The sequence below is a fragment of the Odoribacter sp. AF15-53 genome (assembly GCF_003479425.1).
GTDB lineage: Bacteria > Bacteroidota > Bacteroidia > Bacteroidales > Marinifilaceae > Butyricimonas.
Genome location: NZ_QUHC01000002.1, coordinates 610,446 through 628,047, shown reverse-complemented (window position 1 = coordinate 628,047; position 17,602 = coordinate 610,446). Strand labels below are relative to the sequence as shown.

Sequence of the window (17,602 nt, the reverse complement as noted above, 5' to 3'; positions counted from 1 at the left end):
TCCCGTGTTGGATAACTGCCATTGGGGAATGGCAAATTATTAATAATTAAAACTGTACAAATCTATGGAAAAAAATCGAGATTTTGACATAGGATGGGGATCTAATGTCATGCTGAAAATGTTTCGAATTATGAAAGTCTTTATTTGTATTTTGATTATGGGACTGTCCACTGTATCTGCAAACACTTTTTCGCAGGTGCGAGTGAGTCTGGATATGAAAAATGTAACTCTTAAGGAAGTCTTTAAGGAGATAACAAAGCTTACCGGATATGAATTTGTGTATAGTAATAATGAAATAGAGCATATTGGGAAAGTGTCTTTGAATATCAATAATAAAGATCTGAAAGATGTATTGGCTGAATGTCTTAAGGGAACTCAATTGTGGTATATGATAGAGGAACAAATTGTGGTGATCTCTCCGAAATTGTTGCAGGTAGGATCGAAAGATTCGAAATCAACAATAACATCCGGAAAGGTTATTGACCAGAATAAAAAACCGATACCGGGGGTGACGGTGTTATTAAAGGGTACATCTACAGGTGTTACGACTGGTGTTGATGGTACATTTTTTATAATGGTTCCTGATACAACGGCGAATGTTGAATTTATTTTTTCTTTCGTCGGTATGAAAACTAAAACAGTGGCGTTCAAGAGTCGTCCCAAAACGGGAACGTGGTTTATCACGATGGAAGAAGATTTATTAGAGATGGATGAAGTTGTTGTGACCGGGTATACGACGTTATCTCGTAGAGAAACGGCAAGTGCTGTTAGTCAGATAAAGGCTGATGATGTGATGCTGAATTCAAAATCGTCAATAGACCAAATGCTGATAGGGCAGATCCCGGGGATGACAATTGTACAGACATCGGGAGAACCTAGTGCAACGCCTAAAATTCGTATCCGTGGTATATCTTCAATTACTTCTTCTAAAGCGCCCGTTTGGGTTTTAGATGGGGTTATTTTGGAGGATCCGGTAAATGTAGATTATTCTCAAATTAATGGGGATGATGCGGCTTACTTGATAGGTAATGCCATTGCCGGTATTAATCCCCGGGATATAGAGACGATAACTGTGTTGAAGGATGCTTCTGCAACTGCAATATATGGAGTACAGGCTGCGAATGGCGTGATTGTGTTGACCACGAAACAAGGAAAAGAAGGTAAAGCACAATTAAATTACAATGCTTCAATGACCTTTAATCAACGACCTTCTTATGGAGATTTTTACTTGATGAATGCGGCAGAAAGAATTCAGCTTTCTCAGGATATTATTGCAAATTCTTTGGAATACGGACGTGTCCCTGTTTCTTTGGGATATGAGGGTTTGTATATGGACTATATGAATCGTAAAATGTCTTATGAGGATTTTTCTCTTGAAACGCAACGAATGGCAAAGCGTAATACGGATTGGTATGATATATTGTTTAGAAATGTTTTGAGTCATAATCACACATTGAGTGTGAATGGTGGGTCTAAGGATACCCGGTATTATGCCTCAATAGGTTTTGACCAGAATTTCGGAACTGCTAAAGGAAGCGTAAGTAAACGTTATACAACGATGATGAAGATAAATTCTTGGTTAAGTGACCAGCTTTTTATCGGGGTAAGTTTAAATGGGAATGTTACGGACAACGACGGTTTTCATAGTTCTGTAAATCCTAATCAATATGCTTATGAAACTTCCCGCACAATACCGTGTTATAACGAAGATGGGTCTTTGTTTTATTATGAAACAAGACAGAAGGGGCAAATAGCAAGTAGTCAGGCTCCTAAAGAGGAAATGCTGTATAATATAGTGCATGAGTTAGGACAGACGGGGTCTGCCGGAAGGGTTGCGGGTATAACAGGTCAATTTAATCTTCAATGGAGAATGAAATATGGTTTTAGATATGATTTTCTGGGTTCATATTCTTACCAGCAATCTAAACAGAATTCATATGCTAAAGAAGCTTCAAATTATGTAGGTTTAAAACGTAAATATAATATCGGAAGTATAGAACCTAACTCATTGACAGAAGATAATAGCGTAATCCCGGTTGGTGGAATTATTGATAAGTCGGAAACAGAACAGGTTACATATACGGTTCGTAATACGATCGGATATGCCGGACATTGGGGGGATCATGAGATTACTGCATCTGTTCTTTCAGAAATCAGAGGAGTGAAACAGAATGGTTTTAGTGGAACATATTACGGTTGGATGCCGGAACGGGGCCAGACTCTTACACCGATGTTGACTTCTGCGTATATTGAAGAACTGGCGAATCTACGGCCGCGTATCTCGGATAATTTGACTAATTATGTATCATGGGCAGGAACTCTGGCCTATACATGGCGTGAAAAGGTTACTTTAAACGGAAATATTCGAATGGATGGTTCCAACAAATTTGGAGAGAATCCCAAATATAGATTCTTACCTATTTGGTCAATTGCCGGGCGATACACGTTGACTGAAGAACCATTTGTGAAAGGTAGTAATATAATTTCATTATTAGCCTTGAAAGCATCTTATGGAATCCAAGGAAATATTGATAAGGGAACTTCTCCAGAATTAGTTATTCAAATCGGGGCATTAAATAACGTGACTCGTCTGAATGAATCATTTTTTGAATATTTACCTAACAATGATTTACGTTGGGAAAAAACAACATCTTATAATCTAGGGTTGGAAATTGCTTTACTGAAAGATAGAATTCAAGGTGAATTCAATTACTATTATAAGAAAGGTGAGGATATGATTATGAGTAAAAAAGTTTCTCAATCAATGGGTTTGGATGCTGTTAAAATAAATGGCGGAAGGATTGATAATAGTGGTTGCGAATTAACGTTTAGATTTTATCCCATACGTACGATTGATTATGCGTTTAGTGTGAATTTTGTTTATTCCTATAACAAGAATGAACTTGTATCGGCTAATAGTGATAGCGATATTACAAATTCGGAAATGCTGAATGGTACAGCCTTGATAGAGGGTAAACCTATGGGAACGTTTTATTCTTATCGCTTTGCGGGTTTAAATGGAGAAACAGGGTATCCGACATTCTATGATAAAGAGGGTAAAAATTATTTAGAAGTAGATGGTGTTAAGTATCCTCATTATGCTCTTTATGAAGAGGAGATAGATTTGGTGAAATCAGGGCGTTTTGATCCGACAACTAGCGGTAGTCTGGGACTTAATTTCCGATATAAGAATTTTCGGATAGATTTGGGATTTACTTACGCTCTTGGTGCTCATAAACGTTTGCCTAATATTTACCGACAGGAATATTACAAGATATTTGACCCGTTGATTAATGTTACAAAGGAATTAAAACATCGTTGGAGAGAAGCGGGTGACGAGAATTCCACGATATTCCCGGCTCTTTATGATAGTAGAACCTATAATCAACTGAATCAGAAGAGTGCATTAGATGGTCGTGGGTCTGTTTATTATGGAACTCAATTGTACGACAAGACAGATGTTCGGGTGGCTAGAACGGATAATATTCGTTTAAGAAATCTTAGTCTGTTATATCGTATACCGACTAAAATTTTGGAAAAAATAAAGATACAGGATATTTCTTTTAATTTTCAAGCAACCAATCTGTTCTTGATTGCAGCCAAAGAATGGCGTGGACGTGATCCCGAGTCGGGAGATTCCAATACTCCTATTCCAAGAACTTATTCTTTAGGATTAAATGTAACATTTTAAAAGAAAATATGATGAAAGCGATATGTAAATATATTTTAGTAGTCATTCTGATGGTAACGGTAATTAGTTGTGATGACTTTCTAGAGATGACTTCTCAAGATTTGATTGTTCCTAAAACGGTGGAACATTATAAAGAACTACTACAAGGAGAAGGGTATTTTAAAGAATTCTTGGCTAAAAGTGTTTTCGCATTGTATATGACTGATGATGTCGAATATTTTGACGCTATTGCGGGAGGCTCGTGGGGAGGATTTGGTGATTCTAATTTTGAAAGTTACGGTGATTCTTATAAATGGGAAACTGAAATTGAAAATGATGTGATGACAGATCGGTGTTACCAGTATCTTTATAAACAAGTCTTGGTGGCGAATACTTGTATAAGTGCATTGGACGAAATGGAAGGAACAGAGACCGAGAAAAAGATTCTTAGGGGGCAGGCTCATTTTACTCGTGCTTTTGGATATTTTTTGTTAGCTAATTTCTATGCACAGGCGTATAATGAGGCACAATTAACAGATCCTTGTGTTCCTTTAGTTTTGGATCCGACCCCGACAATGGAAAGGTTTCCACGGGCTACAATTGAGGACGTATGGACTAGGATAAAGTTAGATGTTGAAGAAGCTGTAAGTTCGTTAGAAAAAGCTAACATTTCCAGTATATATGAAATTAATTATGGTGCGGCTTTAATATTAGGAATGCGGGTAGCCTTGTTCATGGAAGATTTTGACTTGGCCATAGAGTATGGAGAAAAAGCTTTAGAAATTAATAGTTCCTTGTATGATATCACTAATAAACCGGTATCAACGGGGACATCTTCTCCATCCTCGTCTAATTTCCAGGATAAGTTTATTTATCCGGCAAATAATTCGGAGATTATATGGTTGTATGATAACGGAGAGAAGGAATCACATTATGATGTTTTTAATGTTGGAGGGCTTTTGTCAGGAGATTGTATAAGTATATCTTCTGCAGCATCTAATTCTATTGTTTCTATGTTTGACTATCAAATTGTTGAAACAGAAGCAGGAAATGTTATTGAAGGAGATAAACGTTTTTCGTATTGGATAATTGCTCCTTCTGCGGGGTATTCTCCGTATATCCCCATAAAGTATGATCATTATAATATTGTAGGAGAGGATTATCAGAGTAGTTTCAGAACGGGAGAGGTGTATATTTCTCTTGCAGAGGCTTACGCCCGTAAAGAGAATCCGGAAATAGGTAAAGTGTTAGGTTATTTGAATACACTACGTTCTCATAGAATAAAACCTTATACGGACTTGAATAGTGGTGATTTTGCTTCGACGGATGCGTTAATTAAATTCGTGTGGGAAGAGCGCAGAAGAGAACTTTGTTTTGAAGAACACCATCGGTGGTGGGATTTACGCAGAACCGGACAACCTGCTCTTTCTCATGCATGGGTAGGTGGGGAAGTGTATAAGTTGAAAGAAAAAGACCCAGCCTATGTGATTAATTTCCCGCAGTTGGAAAGAGAATTTAATTCGACATTAAATAATGCTCGCCCGATAAGGCTTCCTGAATAACGAATAAAAATAGAGTGATATGAAAAAAAATATATTTATTTTTATGTTGTTGTGTTTTATATCTGTATCTTGTGTGGATAATGATGATTCTGATATAAAACTAGATGTTCCAGCTCAACCCGAGTTGACTGATAAGACTCCTGTTGATTCAAAAATAAAGAAAATGTACGAGAATTACGGATGCTTTGTTCATTATGAATTTACAGAAGAAGAATTTACTTATGATTGGTCCACGCATTTTACGACACCTTCTTATTCGCCGGCTAAAACGGATAAAATTGTTGATGTATTGGATTTTATAGAGGAAAAAGTCCTTTCTGTTTTTCCAAAAGATTTTTGCCAGAAATATGTGCCATTAAATATTTATTTGACGGATACTTTAATGGGACTGTATAGTGATTGGAATGCCCATGCGGTAAATAGTAAGTTAATTATTGGACGGGTAGGAAAACAATTTGACGAATTGGATAAAGATGAGTTACGGGATGCTTGGGTTTCGATATTTGTCGAGAGAATGCTTGCAGTTTGGCCTTATCCAACTGATTTTGCTATCATTAGTGATGATGGGTATAATCCAAGTTCGGTTTTAAGTAGTGGGACTGTTATAACTTACCAATATGTGGCTGCAACGACAGATATGGTAGGGAAATATGCAATATTGAAATTTGGTAGAAGAGGGAAATATAATTCTAATGGACGTAATATGTATACGACAAGTTATGCTCAGGATTTTGGAGATTATGTGGCCTTTATTGCTTTTAAGAAACCTTCTGAGAAGGAGACTTATTATGCGAAAAATGCAAATGTGAAGAAAAAGGTTGAACTTGTAAAAGAGTATTTTCTAGAGAATTTTGGTGTAACGTTGCCTGAAGCTCAGGAATAAGAATCTTATGGGGAGACTGATTTTCCTGTCTCTCCATAAGATAAAATTGATAAAGATAATGGTATGAAAAAATTATTATTTGTTTGTGTGTTTGTAACGTTTGCTTGCTGTGCTTTTGGACAAGGAACTAAATTTCTTGATGGAGAGAGATGGAGTAACGTGTTGAAGAAAGCGCAGGAAGAGAAAAGAATGATTTTTATGGATTGCTACACCTCTTGGTGTGGACCATGTAAAGGTTTGGCTCAAAATGTGTTTCCTCAGAAAAAGGTAGGTGATTTTTTGAATTCCAATTTTGTATGTTGTAAGTATGACATGGAAAAGGGGGAGGGAATAGAATTGTATAAGAAATACAAGAGTGATATTCCGGGGTTCCCGACGATGCTGGTTATTAATCCGGCTGACGAGAGTATTATTCATAAAGTGGTTGGATACACGGAGCCGGACGCTCTGATTGCTGCTTTACAAGACGGGTTGGACGGTAAGACTCTCGCTGTTTTTCAAAAGCGGTACAATGCGGGCGAGCGTTCGTTGGGGTTGATAAAGGATTATTGTAAAGCGCTTGATGTGGCTTATGATCAGGATACGAAAGAGAGAGTTATAAGGGGATATATTGAGTCGATGCCGTTGGATTCGTTGAAAAACAAGGAGTTGCTGGAAATGTATTTACCTTATTTGAATAATGTTTATGCGCCACAATATGAATATGTGATGAAGAATCTGGATACTTACCAGCGTAAACTCAATGTGAATCGGTATGATGTTGAATCTCGATTACTGAGAGCAATGTCGGATGCCGTTCGGGATATCGTCAACACGACTCTTAAAAATACGGATGCGGATACGTTGCTATTGATGCGGGAGAGAGGGGAAACGTTGAAGAAAATGTTACAAGGGGCTAACGTGAAAGGGTTTAATGAGTTGAACGCGAAGCTCGCGATTAATGACGTGAGGATGAAAGGGGATATCATGGCTTTGGATGCCATACTTGAGGCTGATAAAGTATTGCAGGCAACGAGAGATGAGTATTCATTCCGTCCGGATATGTATAAATACATGATCGAGTTTGCAGATCGTAAGACTCAAAAAGATATTATCAAGAAATACTTGGCGATGATGCAACAAAAACAGGATCAGGCTGATGAAAGAAGTAACGGAAAGGTTAATCTTTTCACGGAGAATGCGTATGATATTTTAGCTATCGGGTATTATCGTTTGGGAGATAAAAAGAAAAGCGAGGAGTACGCGAAAAAATATGATGAACGTTATAAATTACGTCTTGTCGATATGAAAGGGTTGTTCAAAGACGAGAAGGTAAAGGCTCAGATAGATGAAGAGTACAAACAGGCAATCGAAAATCTTTACGCGAAGATCGGCTTGAAATCAAAATAAGGAAGTTATACGTATTGTAAATAGTTACTTGTATGAAAATAAAATTGTTTTTTATCCTGTTATTGACAGGAATGGGGATTTCTGTTTTTGCCCAAAATGAAGGACAAGAGGGAATCGTGTTCATGGAGAATCAACCTTGGAGTGAGGTGCTGCAAAAGGCAAAAGAACAGAATCGGTTGATATTTATGGATTGTTACACCGTGTGGTGTGGACCGTGTAAGGGGTTGGCGAAAGATATTTTCCCGCAGAAGAAGGTGGGGGATTTCTTTAATGCTAATTTCGTGAACGCGAAGTACGATATGGAGAAAGGGGATGGCAAGATGCTACGAGAGAAATACAAGGAGTATATTATCGGTTTCCCGACGTTGTTGTTAATTGATCAGAACGGAAACGTGGTACATCAGATGGCCGGTTATCATAAGGCGGATGAATTAATCGCCGGGATGAAGGCAGGGTTGGAAGGGAAGACTCTCGCGGCGATGCAGAAAAAGTATGAAAGTGGGGCGAGGGATTTCGAGACGATACGGGATTACGTGGCCGCGTTGAACGGAGCGTTTAAGAAGGATGAGATCAGAAATATCCTGACGGATTATTTGAAAATTATTCCGGTGGAAAAATTACAGGATCGGGATATGTGGACGCTGGTTGGGAGATATGTCGTTGATCCTTATTCTGAAGCTTATCGTTATGTTTTTGATCATATCGAGAAATTTCAATACCGGTTGGATGTGGATCGTTATAGATTGGAAAGTCAATTGGAGGGCGGGATGAGTAATGCCGTGAAGGAGATTATCGAGGTGACAAATCGTACTACAAATCCCGACACGTTGAAGATGATGGCCGATCGGGAAACGCGGCTTCGGGAGATGTTGGAAAAGAATACGGTGAAACGTTTCCCTACCTTATTGTGTAAATTGACGATTAATGATTATCGGTTGAAAGGGGATGCTTTGGGGATGTATAATATGCTGAATTTTGCGGATCAGTTAAATATCCTCAACTACGAAAGTGCTTTTCGAAGTGCGACTTACAGGTACATTGTCTGTCATGTTCGGGATAAAAAGATCCTGAACGATTGCTTAAAAACATTGATCGCGTTACAGGATCAAGAGAGTCTGGCTAAAAGTAAGTTGATTACACAGAATTATTATGACGTGATTGCTCTCACGTACGAGAAATTGGGGCAGAAAGTAAAAGCAGCGGAAGCAAAGGAAAAATTCGAGCAGTTGGAAAAGGAGAAAAAAGCTGAAATGGCAAAGTTTTTTAATTTGGGAGAGAAGGACGAAAAATGATGTTTAAATTTTAAACTAGAAAGATATGATAAAGAATGTATGTTTTGGTTTGTGCGTTATACTGATGCTGGCAGTTTCTTGCAATAGCGGGGAAACGTACAAGATTTCGGGAACGGTTGAAGACGGGGACGGGATGATGGTGTATTTAAAGAAAGAGATCGGGGATAAAAAGTTCCTTGTGGAGGATTCCGTGGTGGTGAAAAACGGGGCTTTTGTTCTTTCTGGGAAAATCCAGCAAGTGGATAAGCGGGTGTTAACCCTTGGTAAAAATGAACAAGTTCTTTTGCTGGATGAAGTCCCTATGCAAGTGACGGCAACCCGGCTTGTTAGTAAAGAGGGTAAAAAATTGGATGCGTATGATCTTAAACTTGCTGGGAGTCCGGAACAAGAGGTCTTGAAAATGGGGAAACAACTTGAAATGAGTAAGAATCTTATCAGTTTGGGAGGGATGTTTGCCATGGTGCAGGTGAAGGACGATTCCGTGAAATTAGATTCTACCTGGAAGGCTATGGAGATGTTGAAGAGAGAGGTAGACAAGAGTATCAAAAATTTCATCGACTCGAATGCGAACCGGATGGCTATTACCTACGTGATCGGTGATTTTATTGCCAAGGAATACCCGTTCGAGGACGTGGAGCGTTATTACGGGCAATTGACCCCGGAAGTGAAAGCTTCTTATCCCGGGCAGTTGTTGAAAGATAAGATCGAGAAGTTGCGCTTTATCAACGTGGGTGGTATTGCTCCCGATATTGATCTGGCGGCTCCGGACGGGAAACAGGTAAAACTTTCGTCTTTGAGGGGAAAATACGTGTTGTTGGATTTTTGGGCTTCTTGGTGTGGACCGTGTTTAGCTGAAGTGCCGAATGTGAAAGCTATTTACGAGGAATACAAGGATAAAGGCTTCGAGGTGTATGGTGTGTCGTTGGACGACAAGAGAGAGGCGTGGGTGAACGCGATCGAGAAACATAATTTGCCGTGGGTGCATGTCTCTTCTTTAAAAGGTTGGGAATGCCCGGTGGCCAAGCGTTATAACGTGACCGGGATTCCAAAGATGTATTTGTTGGATAAAGAAGGTCGAATCGTGGCCATGGACTTGCGGGGTGAAGCGTTGAAGGAAAAGGTGGCATCATTTTTTAATTGAAAAGTGCTTTTTCTTGTCAACCGATCGGGGTTTTTTAGTCTATTAATTAAAAGAAAACGTGTTTCGTTTACGCGAAACGTTGATTAACTAAATTAGTTTGTATGAAAAAATGGATGATTGTATTGATGGCGATGATTATTGCCATGCCGTTGTCGTCAGACCTGTATGCGGCGAATAAAAAGAAGAAGAAAAAAGGTACACCCACGGCAACCGTGCCTGCTCCTAAGAAAGTGAGTTCCTACGAGAAATTGTTTAAAGGGAAAAATGTAGTTACAGCTAAAAGTAACTTTATAACCTTGCATAAAGTGGGAGATAAATTGTATTTTGAAATCCCTCTGAAATATATGAATCGGGAGATATTACTGGCATCAACCGTGACGAACGTGACTTCTCCGGAGTTTTGTGATATAGGTTATAAGGCAAATGCTCCATTGCACATGAAATTCACGAAGCGGGATAGTTCCGTGTATTTGCGTTACGTGTCAACTTCGGTGACGACGGATAATTTGCAGAAGGCCATGAGCAACGCGTACGGGGACCCGATTGTATACTCGTATGACGTGAAGGCGTATACCCCGGATAGTACGGCAGTGGTGATTGATATGACCACGTTGTTTGCGACGAACGTGAAGGATCTGGGGTTCTTCGCGGATGCCATGATGGGCGGGATGGTGAAGATCTCTTCTTCTTTCAAGAAGGATGGTTCTTACTTGGACGAAATTAAGGCTTTTGACGACAACTTGAGTGTGAAGACCGTGATGTCTTACGGGGTGTCTCTGAGTGTTATGGGGATGATGAAGTTGATGGATGATTATCCTTTCACGGCTACTGTGACCCGTTCTATCCTGCTTTTGCCGGAAGATAAGATGCGTCCTCGTATTTCCGATTCCCGTGTAGGTATATTCAATAGTTCCAAAACCCGTTTGTCTATCACGAAAGAGGACGAGATCGGGAGTTATTCCGTGGCTCATCGTTGGAGGTTGGAGCCGAAGGATGTGGAAGCGTATAAGCGGGGAGAGTTGGTTGAGCCCGTGAAGCAGATTGTGTTTTATGTGGATGACGCTTTCCCGGAATTGTGGAAGGAACCGATTCGTCAGGCGGTAACGACTTGGAATGCGGCTTTCGAGAAGATCGGTTTCAAGAACGTGATGGTGGCGAAAGATTTTCCGAAAGACGATCCTGATTTTGACCCGGATAACTTGAAATACTCTTGTATCCGTTACGTGCCGAATTCCACGGCGAATGCCATGGGACCGTCCTGGACTGACCCGACAACGGGCGAGATTATCAACGCTTCCGTGCTGGTGTACGGGAATATCATACAATTGATTAATAACTGGCGTTTCGTGCAAACCGCACAGCTCGACCCTTCCGTGAGAGGGAAAAAGTTACCGGATGACGTGGTGAAAGCTTCTTTGGTTTACGTGGTAGCACATGAAGTGGGACACTGCTTGGGATTCATGCATAATATGGCTTCTTCCGCGGCTTTCCCGGTAGATTCTTTACGTTCCGCTTCATTTACCCAAAAATACGGGACGACGCCTTGTATCATGGATTATGCGCGTTTCAATTACGTGGCGCAACCCGGTGATAAAGGGGTGAAATTGACTCCCCCGAACTTGGGAGTTTACGATGAATTCCTGATCAAGTGGAATTACCAGTATGTTCCGGACGTGAAGGATGAATGGGATGAGCAGGCGATTGTGGAAAAATGGGTAGACGAGAAAGCCGGAGATCCGATTTATCGTTACGGAAGACAGCAGATTCAGGTACGTTACGATCCGAGTGCTATCGAGGAAGATTTGGGGGATGACCCGGTGAAAGCGAGTGATTATGGCGTGAAAAACTTGAAATATATTCTTTCTAATCTGAAAGAATGGATTAATGATGATCCGAACTATTCGCATCGTCAAACATTGTACGGGCAGATCATGAATCAGTATTACCGGTATTTGCGTAACGTGATGTATAATGTCGGTGGTATTTACCTGACCGAGGTGAAAGAAGGAACTCCCGGCAAGCGTTACGAGGCCGTGCCGAAAGCCCGTCAGAAAGCTTCTATGGCGTGGATATTGAAACAATACAAGTCTATGGACTGGTTGAATAATGCCGAATTGAAGCAACATTTCCCGTTGAGCGTGGATGGAAGTGCTATCGTGCGGGAGCGGGTTGCTAAAGATTTGCAGGGGTTGGTTAGTAACGTGATTCTTTCTTCTCACGTGGCTGCTTCTCCTTATTCGATTAACGAGTTTATGACAGATCTTTATAATGGAACGTGGAACAGTTTGTTGCAAGGTAAGGCTTTGACCGAGGGAGATAAGATTTTACAGAAAGCCATGGTAGATATGGTTTGCGAGTCTTTGAACGATGGGGCTGGCAAGAAAGCCGCTTCTCCTTTCGGGTTTGCGCCTTCGGTAGATGAGATTGTGGCTTACAACCTGGATGAGAGTGGTTTGATCGCTCGTTTTGCCGAGCAGTTCCGTATGGTTGATGCCGAGTATGGTCGTGGTTATGTGGCTTCGCACATGGTGAAAGATCAATTCGGAACTCCGGGCTACGGTTGGCAAAGAGCCGTGAACGTGGGCTCTATTGATGATTCTAAAGCTTACTTGCAGGATATGGCCGTGAAATCACGCAATTTGTTGAAGAGCCGGATTGCTGGGACAACGGGTAGTGCGAAGGTTCACTATCAATCCTTGTTGATAAAATTGAATAATGCTTTGAAAGATAAATTGTAGTAGATGTTTTCTAGTTTTGTGTTCAGAGTAAGTATCTGAAATTGATTAGGGGTAGTCTCGTCGGGGCTACCCTATTTTTATACGAGAAACGTGGGGATTCGTTGGAACAGGAGTGATGTGGTTTTCCCGTCGTGAATGGGGTGAAGTCAGGTGGATTACGGGATACATCTCCGGTGTACGTCCAGTATACCTCCGGTACAACAACGCTTATCAAGTGTTCGTGTAGTGTGGTTGGAATGGAGGTGATGTTAGGGTGATGTCCTTTTTGGGTTTGATTCGTGACCGTCTTCAAAATATTACTTTTGAAAGCTGCTGATAATTTATTAAATTCGCGCTGATTATAATTAGATATTTATATGAGCGACAATTCCCTTTTAGAGAAATTAGAGACATTTTATATTCGTTTTCGGGAGATCGGGCAGTTGATTACCGACCCGGAAGTGATACAGGACATGAATCGTTTTGTGAAGTTGAACAAGGAATATCGTGACCTTGAACAGGTCGTGGAGGCAGGAGACGAGTTGAAGAGTGCGGTGAAATCTTATGATGAGGCACAAGAGATATTGGATACGGAGACGGACAAAGAGTTGAGAGAGATGGCCGAGATGGAGATCGAGGAGTTGGAGACTAAAATTCCCGAGTTGGAGTCGAAGGTAAAGATGTTGTTGGTTCCGGCAGATCCAGAGGATTCGAAGAACGTGATCCTTGAAATCCGGGCGGGAACCGGGGGAGATGAGGCCAGTCTCTTCGCCGGGGATTTGTTCCGTATGTATACCAAGTTCTGCGAGTCAAAACGCTGGAAAATGGAGATTACCAATTATAGCGAGGGAACTTCGGGAGGATACAAGGAGATCGTGGCGAACATATCAGGTGACGGCGTGTACGGAATCATGAAATATGAATCGGGAGTACACCGGGTGCAACGGGTTCCGGCTACCGAAACGCAAGGACGCGTGCATACATCTGCGGCAACCGTGGCCGTGTTGCCCGAGGCAGAAGAGTTCGACGTGGTGTTGAATCCCGCGGATATACGGAAAGATACCTATTGTTCTTCCGGTCCCGGCGGACAGTCTGTGAACACGACTTATTCGGCTATCCGGTTGACGCACATCCCCACGGGTATCGTGGTGACTTGTCAGGACGAGAAGTCTCAAATAAAGAATTTGGCCAAGGCGATGACCGAGTTGAGATCTCGTATTTACGCGATAGAACACCAGAAGTATCTGGACGAGATTGCTTCCCAGCGGAAGACCATGGTTTCCACGGGTGATCGTTCAGCCAAGATTCGTACTTATAATTACCCGCAAGGACGTGTAACCGATCACCGGATTAACTTGACGCTGTATAATCTGGCGGCTGTTATGGACGGTGAAATTGGCGAGATCATCGAGAAACTGCAGATCGAGGAGAACACCGAGAAGTTGAAGGAGAGCGGGTTCTAGGGAGATAAAAGATAAAATTAAAAGATAAAAGTTTAAGGCTATGACTTATAACGAGCTATTTGAACAGGTAAAAAAGAAAAAGTCTTTCCTTTGTGTGGGATTGGATTCTGATATCAAGAAACTTCCGCAACATTTAATGGGGACCGAAGATCCCGTGTTCGAGTTTAATAAGGCGATCGTGGATGCCACGGCAGACGTGGCGATCGCGTATAAGCCGAATATCGCGTTCTACGAGAGTAACGGGGTTGCCGGTTGGATCACGTTGGAGAAGACTGTAAAATATATTAAGTCAAAGTACCCGGAGATTTTCTTGATTGCCGATGCTAAGCGCGGGGATATCGGGAATACTTCCGAAATGTATGCGCGTGCTTTCTTGGAGACGATGGATTTTGACTCGATCACGGTGGCCCCGTACATGGGAGAGGATTCCGTGACCCCGTTTCTGAAATACGAGGGGAAATGGGTGATTCTGTTGGCATTGACTTCCAACAAGGGAGCTTTCGACTTCCAGTTTTTCGAGGAGAACGGGGTGAAATTGTACGAGCGAGTGTTACGTAAATCGCAAGAGTGGGGAAATGACCGGAACATGATGTACGTCGTGGGAGCCACGAAAGCGGAAATGTTGAGCGGTATCCGGGAGATCGTTCCGAATCATTTCTTGTTGGTTCCGGGAGTCGGGGCACAAGGTGGTAGCCTGGAAGAGGTTGCCAAGTACGGGATGAATGACCATTGTGGTCTGATCGTGAATTCTTCTCGCGGGATCATTTTTGCCGACAAGACCGAGAATTTTGCCGTGAGAGCTAGAGAAGAAGCCGTGAAGTTGCAACAACAGATGGCCGAATTGCTAGCGGCAAAAGGGATAAGATAAAAGAGAAGCTTAAATCGTTTTAGGGAAACACGATTGTGTTTCCTTTTTTTGTTTTAAGGAGGGAGAGAGTGGGGAAGTTGCCCGTCGTATTTTTAGGCGGTCTGATTGGGATGTTAAGATAATTGATGGACGACGAAGGCGGCACGTTCTTCGGGAGTCCCTTGGGGAACGATGACGGGGGTGTAATCGAGTTCCCGGTAAGTGGTTAGCATGATATCGTAAGTGGCGACAGCTTCTTGGTAAGTTTGTTTGCGTTCGGTGTCGGTTTGATAGATTTCCGGCCAGGGGGGAAGGATGAAAACGAGCGGGTTGTAGCGGAATTTGAGAGTGGCGTGGTCTAGTTCGGGGGTGACAGGTTGACGGGTGAGGTGGGCGTAAGCGAGGGTATCGGGGATGCCCCGGTCGAAGAAAAGGATTTCGTCGTGGACTTGGTGTTGTTGAAAGCTATCGATGGAACGGGAGAGCATCAGTCGGGTATAGGCAGGGATGTTTGCCCAGGGAAGCGCATCACCGTTTTGGGCCATTTGTTCCCGGATGATTTCTCTCGCGACCTCGGGAACGTGTGGGTATCCCTGTCGGGCAAGGGTTGCCAGTAGAGTCGTTTTCCCGACCCCGGGACCTCCGGTGATGACGAAGAAATTAGGTTTATAAATCATGGTTACAGGTTTAGGGAGCGGTGAATGAAGGTGGCCAGACCGTTATCAACATCAGCGGGTACGTTTTCAAACCGGGTGCGTAGAGATTCGGGAGCGTTCGATACAATGAACGGGTGGCCGCAACGTTCAAGAAAGTCGATGTCGTTGTAGTCGTTTCCTAATCCGGCGCATTCGTCATAACGGATGCCGAGTTGATCGAGGAGTATTTGGCAGGATGTTCCTTTATTCACGTTCGGGGCGAATATTTCCGTCCAGATAGCTTGGTTGTCTATGGGCGAGGTGGAACGGATCACGGAGTAAGCGGATAGCTTCTGCTGGATATCCCCGTGGAGTTGAAGTTGGAGGGCATCCAGGATCACGAGAAATTGGGTGGCGCCGCCTTGTATTTCATCCGTGTCTTGAATAGGAGTGCCTAGGCCGGGATAGTTCTCGATACGACGACGGAAATCTTCGTGGAGAGAGGAGACGTTCCGGTAATAGAAATGATGATTGTTCGGGATGCGCTGCTGTATAGTAAAATTGATGTCATACTTCCAGAGGCTCGTGGCGATATCCCGTGTTTCTTCCGGGGACAGTTCCCGCGTAACTAGGATTTCCCTATTGTGCCAGCGCATGATACCGGCACCGGAGGAGAAAACCATATAGTCCACGGGAAGACCTTCGGGAAGTGTGTTGTTGAGGGAGAATACGGAGCGTCCCGTGGCCAGAATGCGAGTAATACCTTGTTTCCCTGCCTTTTCCAATGCTTCTCGGTTTGCTTCACTTATACTGTGCCAGTTGCGGGGAAGCGTGGTTCCGTCCAGATCAATGATGATAGCCCTGATCATATTTTAGATTTTAAATTTTAGATTTTAGATTTCAGCCGCACAAGACCATTCTATTCCGTGATTTCCGATTCAATGATTTCGTGATTAATGAAAACGTTAGCCAGCCTTGTATGGCAGGAATCACTGAATCGGAAATCATAAATCAAGAAATGTCTTGGAGGAGTTCATATTTATAGTACGGGAGCGGTTCGTTGAGGTAATGGAGTACCTTTTCCTGGTTCATCCCGTCGAGTGGGTTGTGGGTGTAACCGAACGTGGCTTTGATACCCATGTTGATGAAATGTACGGCCCGGTCGAGAGCTTCGGGGAGACTGTCACCGTTGAGCATGCAACCCGTGATGACGCTGGCGAAAGCATCCCCCGTGCCTGGATAGGAGGCGGGGATATAATCACATAGCACTCGCCAGGTGCGGTGATCCCGGCGGTTATAGGCGAGAGTAGCCACGTTTTGGTCGTTACTTCCCGGAGCGGAAGTGATGATCACGTGTTCCGGTCCCAGTTCGCTCAATTGTTTACACCAGTGTATAGCGGTTTCCACGGAGACATTTTGTCGGGGATCATGCCCGAGCAGAAAGGCGGCCTCGGTGAGGTTAGGCGTGATGACCTTGGCTTGTGAACAGAGTTTCCGCATGCCCTCGACCATTTCGGGTGTCATGCTGGAATACAGTTCCCCGTGATCCCCCAGTACCGGGTCGACAAGGATGAAGTTGTGATCGCTTTTGAAGAAATCAAAGAAATCAAGAACGATATCCATTTGTTTTACCGAGGCGAGATACCCCGTGTAAATGGCGTCGAAGTTGAGTTGCAGTTCTTTCCAGTGTGCGATAAAACTTTCCATGTAATCGGTTAAATCCAGCGAACGGAAATTTTTGTACTCGCTATGAGCGGATAATATTGCGGTCGGGAGGGGACAGACCTGGAATCCCATGTGCGTGAGAATGGGGATTGCCACGGTAAGAGAAGCCCTTCCATAGCCGGATAAATCATGTATGGCGGCAATTTTCTTCATGGTTGATCATTTTCTTTATTGCCCAAAGGTAATAAAATTTATTTCAGTGAAGCATTGGGTAGCGAGGCAAACGCATCAAAACGCTCAGCTCTTTGAGTCAAAAGTTTATAAAGTCCATAAAGTCT

General features: G+C 42.6%; 12 protein-coding genes. 9 read left to right on the top strand and 3 right to left on the bottom strand.

Annotation, left to right across the window (positions count from 1 at the left end; translation table 11 throughout):
- Window positions 1-64: 64 nt before the first annotated feature.
- The 9 genes from DWW52_RS07060 (at window position 65) to pyrF (ending at window position 14,985) form a co-directional block, all read left to right on the top strand.
- A complete protein-coding gene (locus DWW52_RS07060) occupies window positions 65-3,691 on the top strand; it encodes a SusC/RagA family TonB-linked outer membrane protein (protein WP_118714756.1) in 3,627 nt (1,208 codons plus the stop codon).
- Window positions 3,692-3,702: 11 nt separating this feature from the next.
- Window positions 3,703-5,232, top strand: coding sequence for a RagB/SusD family nutrient uptake outer membrane protein (locus tag DWW52_RS07055; RefSeq protein ID WP_158582513.1), 1,530 nt, complete (start codon window positions 3,703-3,705; stop codon window positions 5,230-5,232).
- A 19-nt stretch (window positions 5,233-5,251) separates the two neighbouring features.
- The gene (locus DWW52_RS07050) at window positions 5,252-6,115 is read left to right on the top strand and encodes a putative zinc-binding metallopeptidase (RefSeq protein ID WP_118714754.1); all 864 of its coding nucleotides are present in this window, start codon (window positions 5,252-5,254) and stop codon (window positions 6,113-6,115) included.
- 63 nt (window positions 6,116-6,178) lie between these two features.
- Window positions 6,179-7,504, top strand: coding sequence for a thioredoxin family protein (locus DWW52_RS07045; RefSeq protein ID WP_118714753.1), 1,326 nt, complete (start codon window positions 6,179-6,181; stop codon window positions 7,502-7,504).
- A 32-nt stretch (window positions 7,505-7,536) separates the two neighbouring features.
- Window positions 7,537-8,796, top strand: a complete 1,260-nt coding sequence (locus DWW52_RS07040; RefSeq protein ID WP_118714752.1) for a thioredoxin fold domain-containing protein — start codon at window positions 7,537-7,539, stop codon at window positions 8,794-8,796.
- A 25-nt stretch (window positions 8,797-8,821) separates the two neighbouring features.
- On the top strand, window positions 8,822-9,937 hold the full coding sequence (locus tag DWW52_RS07035) for a TlpA disulfide reductase family protein (RefSeq protein WP_118714751.1): 1,116 nt from the start codon (window positions 8,822-8,824) through the stop codon (window positions 9,935-9,937).
- 101 nt (window positions 9,938-10,038) lie between these two features.
- On the top strand, window positions 10,039-12,675 hold the full coding sequence (locus DWW52_RS07030; protein ID WP_118714750.1) for a zinc-dependent metalloprotease: 2,637 nt from the start codon (window positions 10,039-10,041) through the stop codon (window positions 12,673-12,675).
- A gap of 356 nt (window positions 12,676-13,031) precedes the next feature.
- Window positions 13,032-14,117, top strand: a complete 1,086-nt coding sequence (gene prfA / locus DWW52_RS07025) for a peptide chain release factor 1 (RefSeq protein WP_118714749.1) — start codon at window positions 13,032-13,034, stop codon at window positions 14,115-14,117.
- Window positions 14,118-14,157: 40 nt separating this feature from the next.
- Entirely contained in the window at window positions 14,158-14,985 is an 828-nt protein-coding gene (gene pyrF / locus DWW52_RS07020) for an orotidine-5'-phosphate decarboxylase (RefSeq protein WP_118714748.1), read from the top strand.
- Window positions 14,986-15,098: 113 nt separating this feature from the next.
- Here pyrF and DWW52_RS07015 read toward each other — a convergent pair whose 3' ends face one another.
- From DWW52_RS07015 to DWW52_RS07005, 3 genes are all read right to left on the bottom strand, one after another.
- Window positions 15,099-15,641 carry an AAA family ATPase gene (locus tag DWW52_RS07015; RefSeq protein WP_118714747.1) on the bottom strand — a complete coding sequence of 181 codons (543 nt, stop codon included), beginning with the start codon at window positions 15,639-15,641 and terminating at the stop codon, window positions 15,099-15,101.
- 2 nt (window positions 15,642-15,643) lie between these two features.
- Window positions 15,644-16,468, bottom strand: a complete 825-nt coding sequence (locus DWW52_RS07010; protein ID WP_118714746.1) for an HAD family hydrolase — start codon at window positions 16,466-16,468, stop codon at window positions 15,644-15,646.
- A gap of 142 nt (window positions 16,469-16,610) precedes the next feature.
- Window positions 16,611-17,477, bottom strand: a complete 867-nt coding sequence (locus DWW52_RS07005; protein WP_118714745.1) for a pyridoxamine kinase — start codon at window positions 17,475-17,477, stop codon at window positions 16,611-16,613.
- Window positions 17,478-17,602 lie beyond the last annotated feature (125 nt).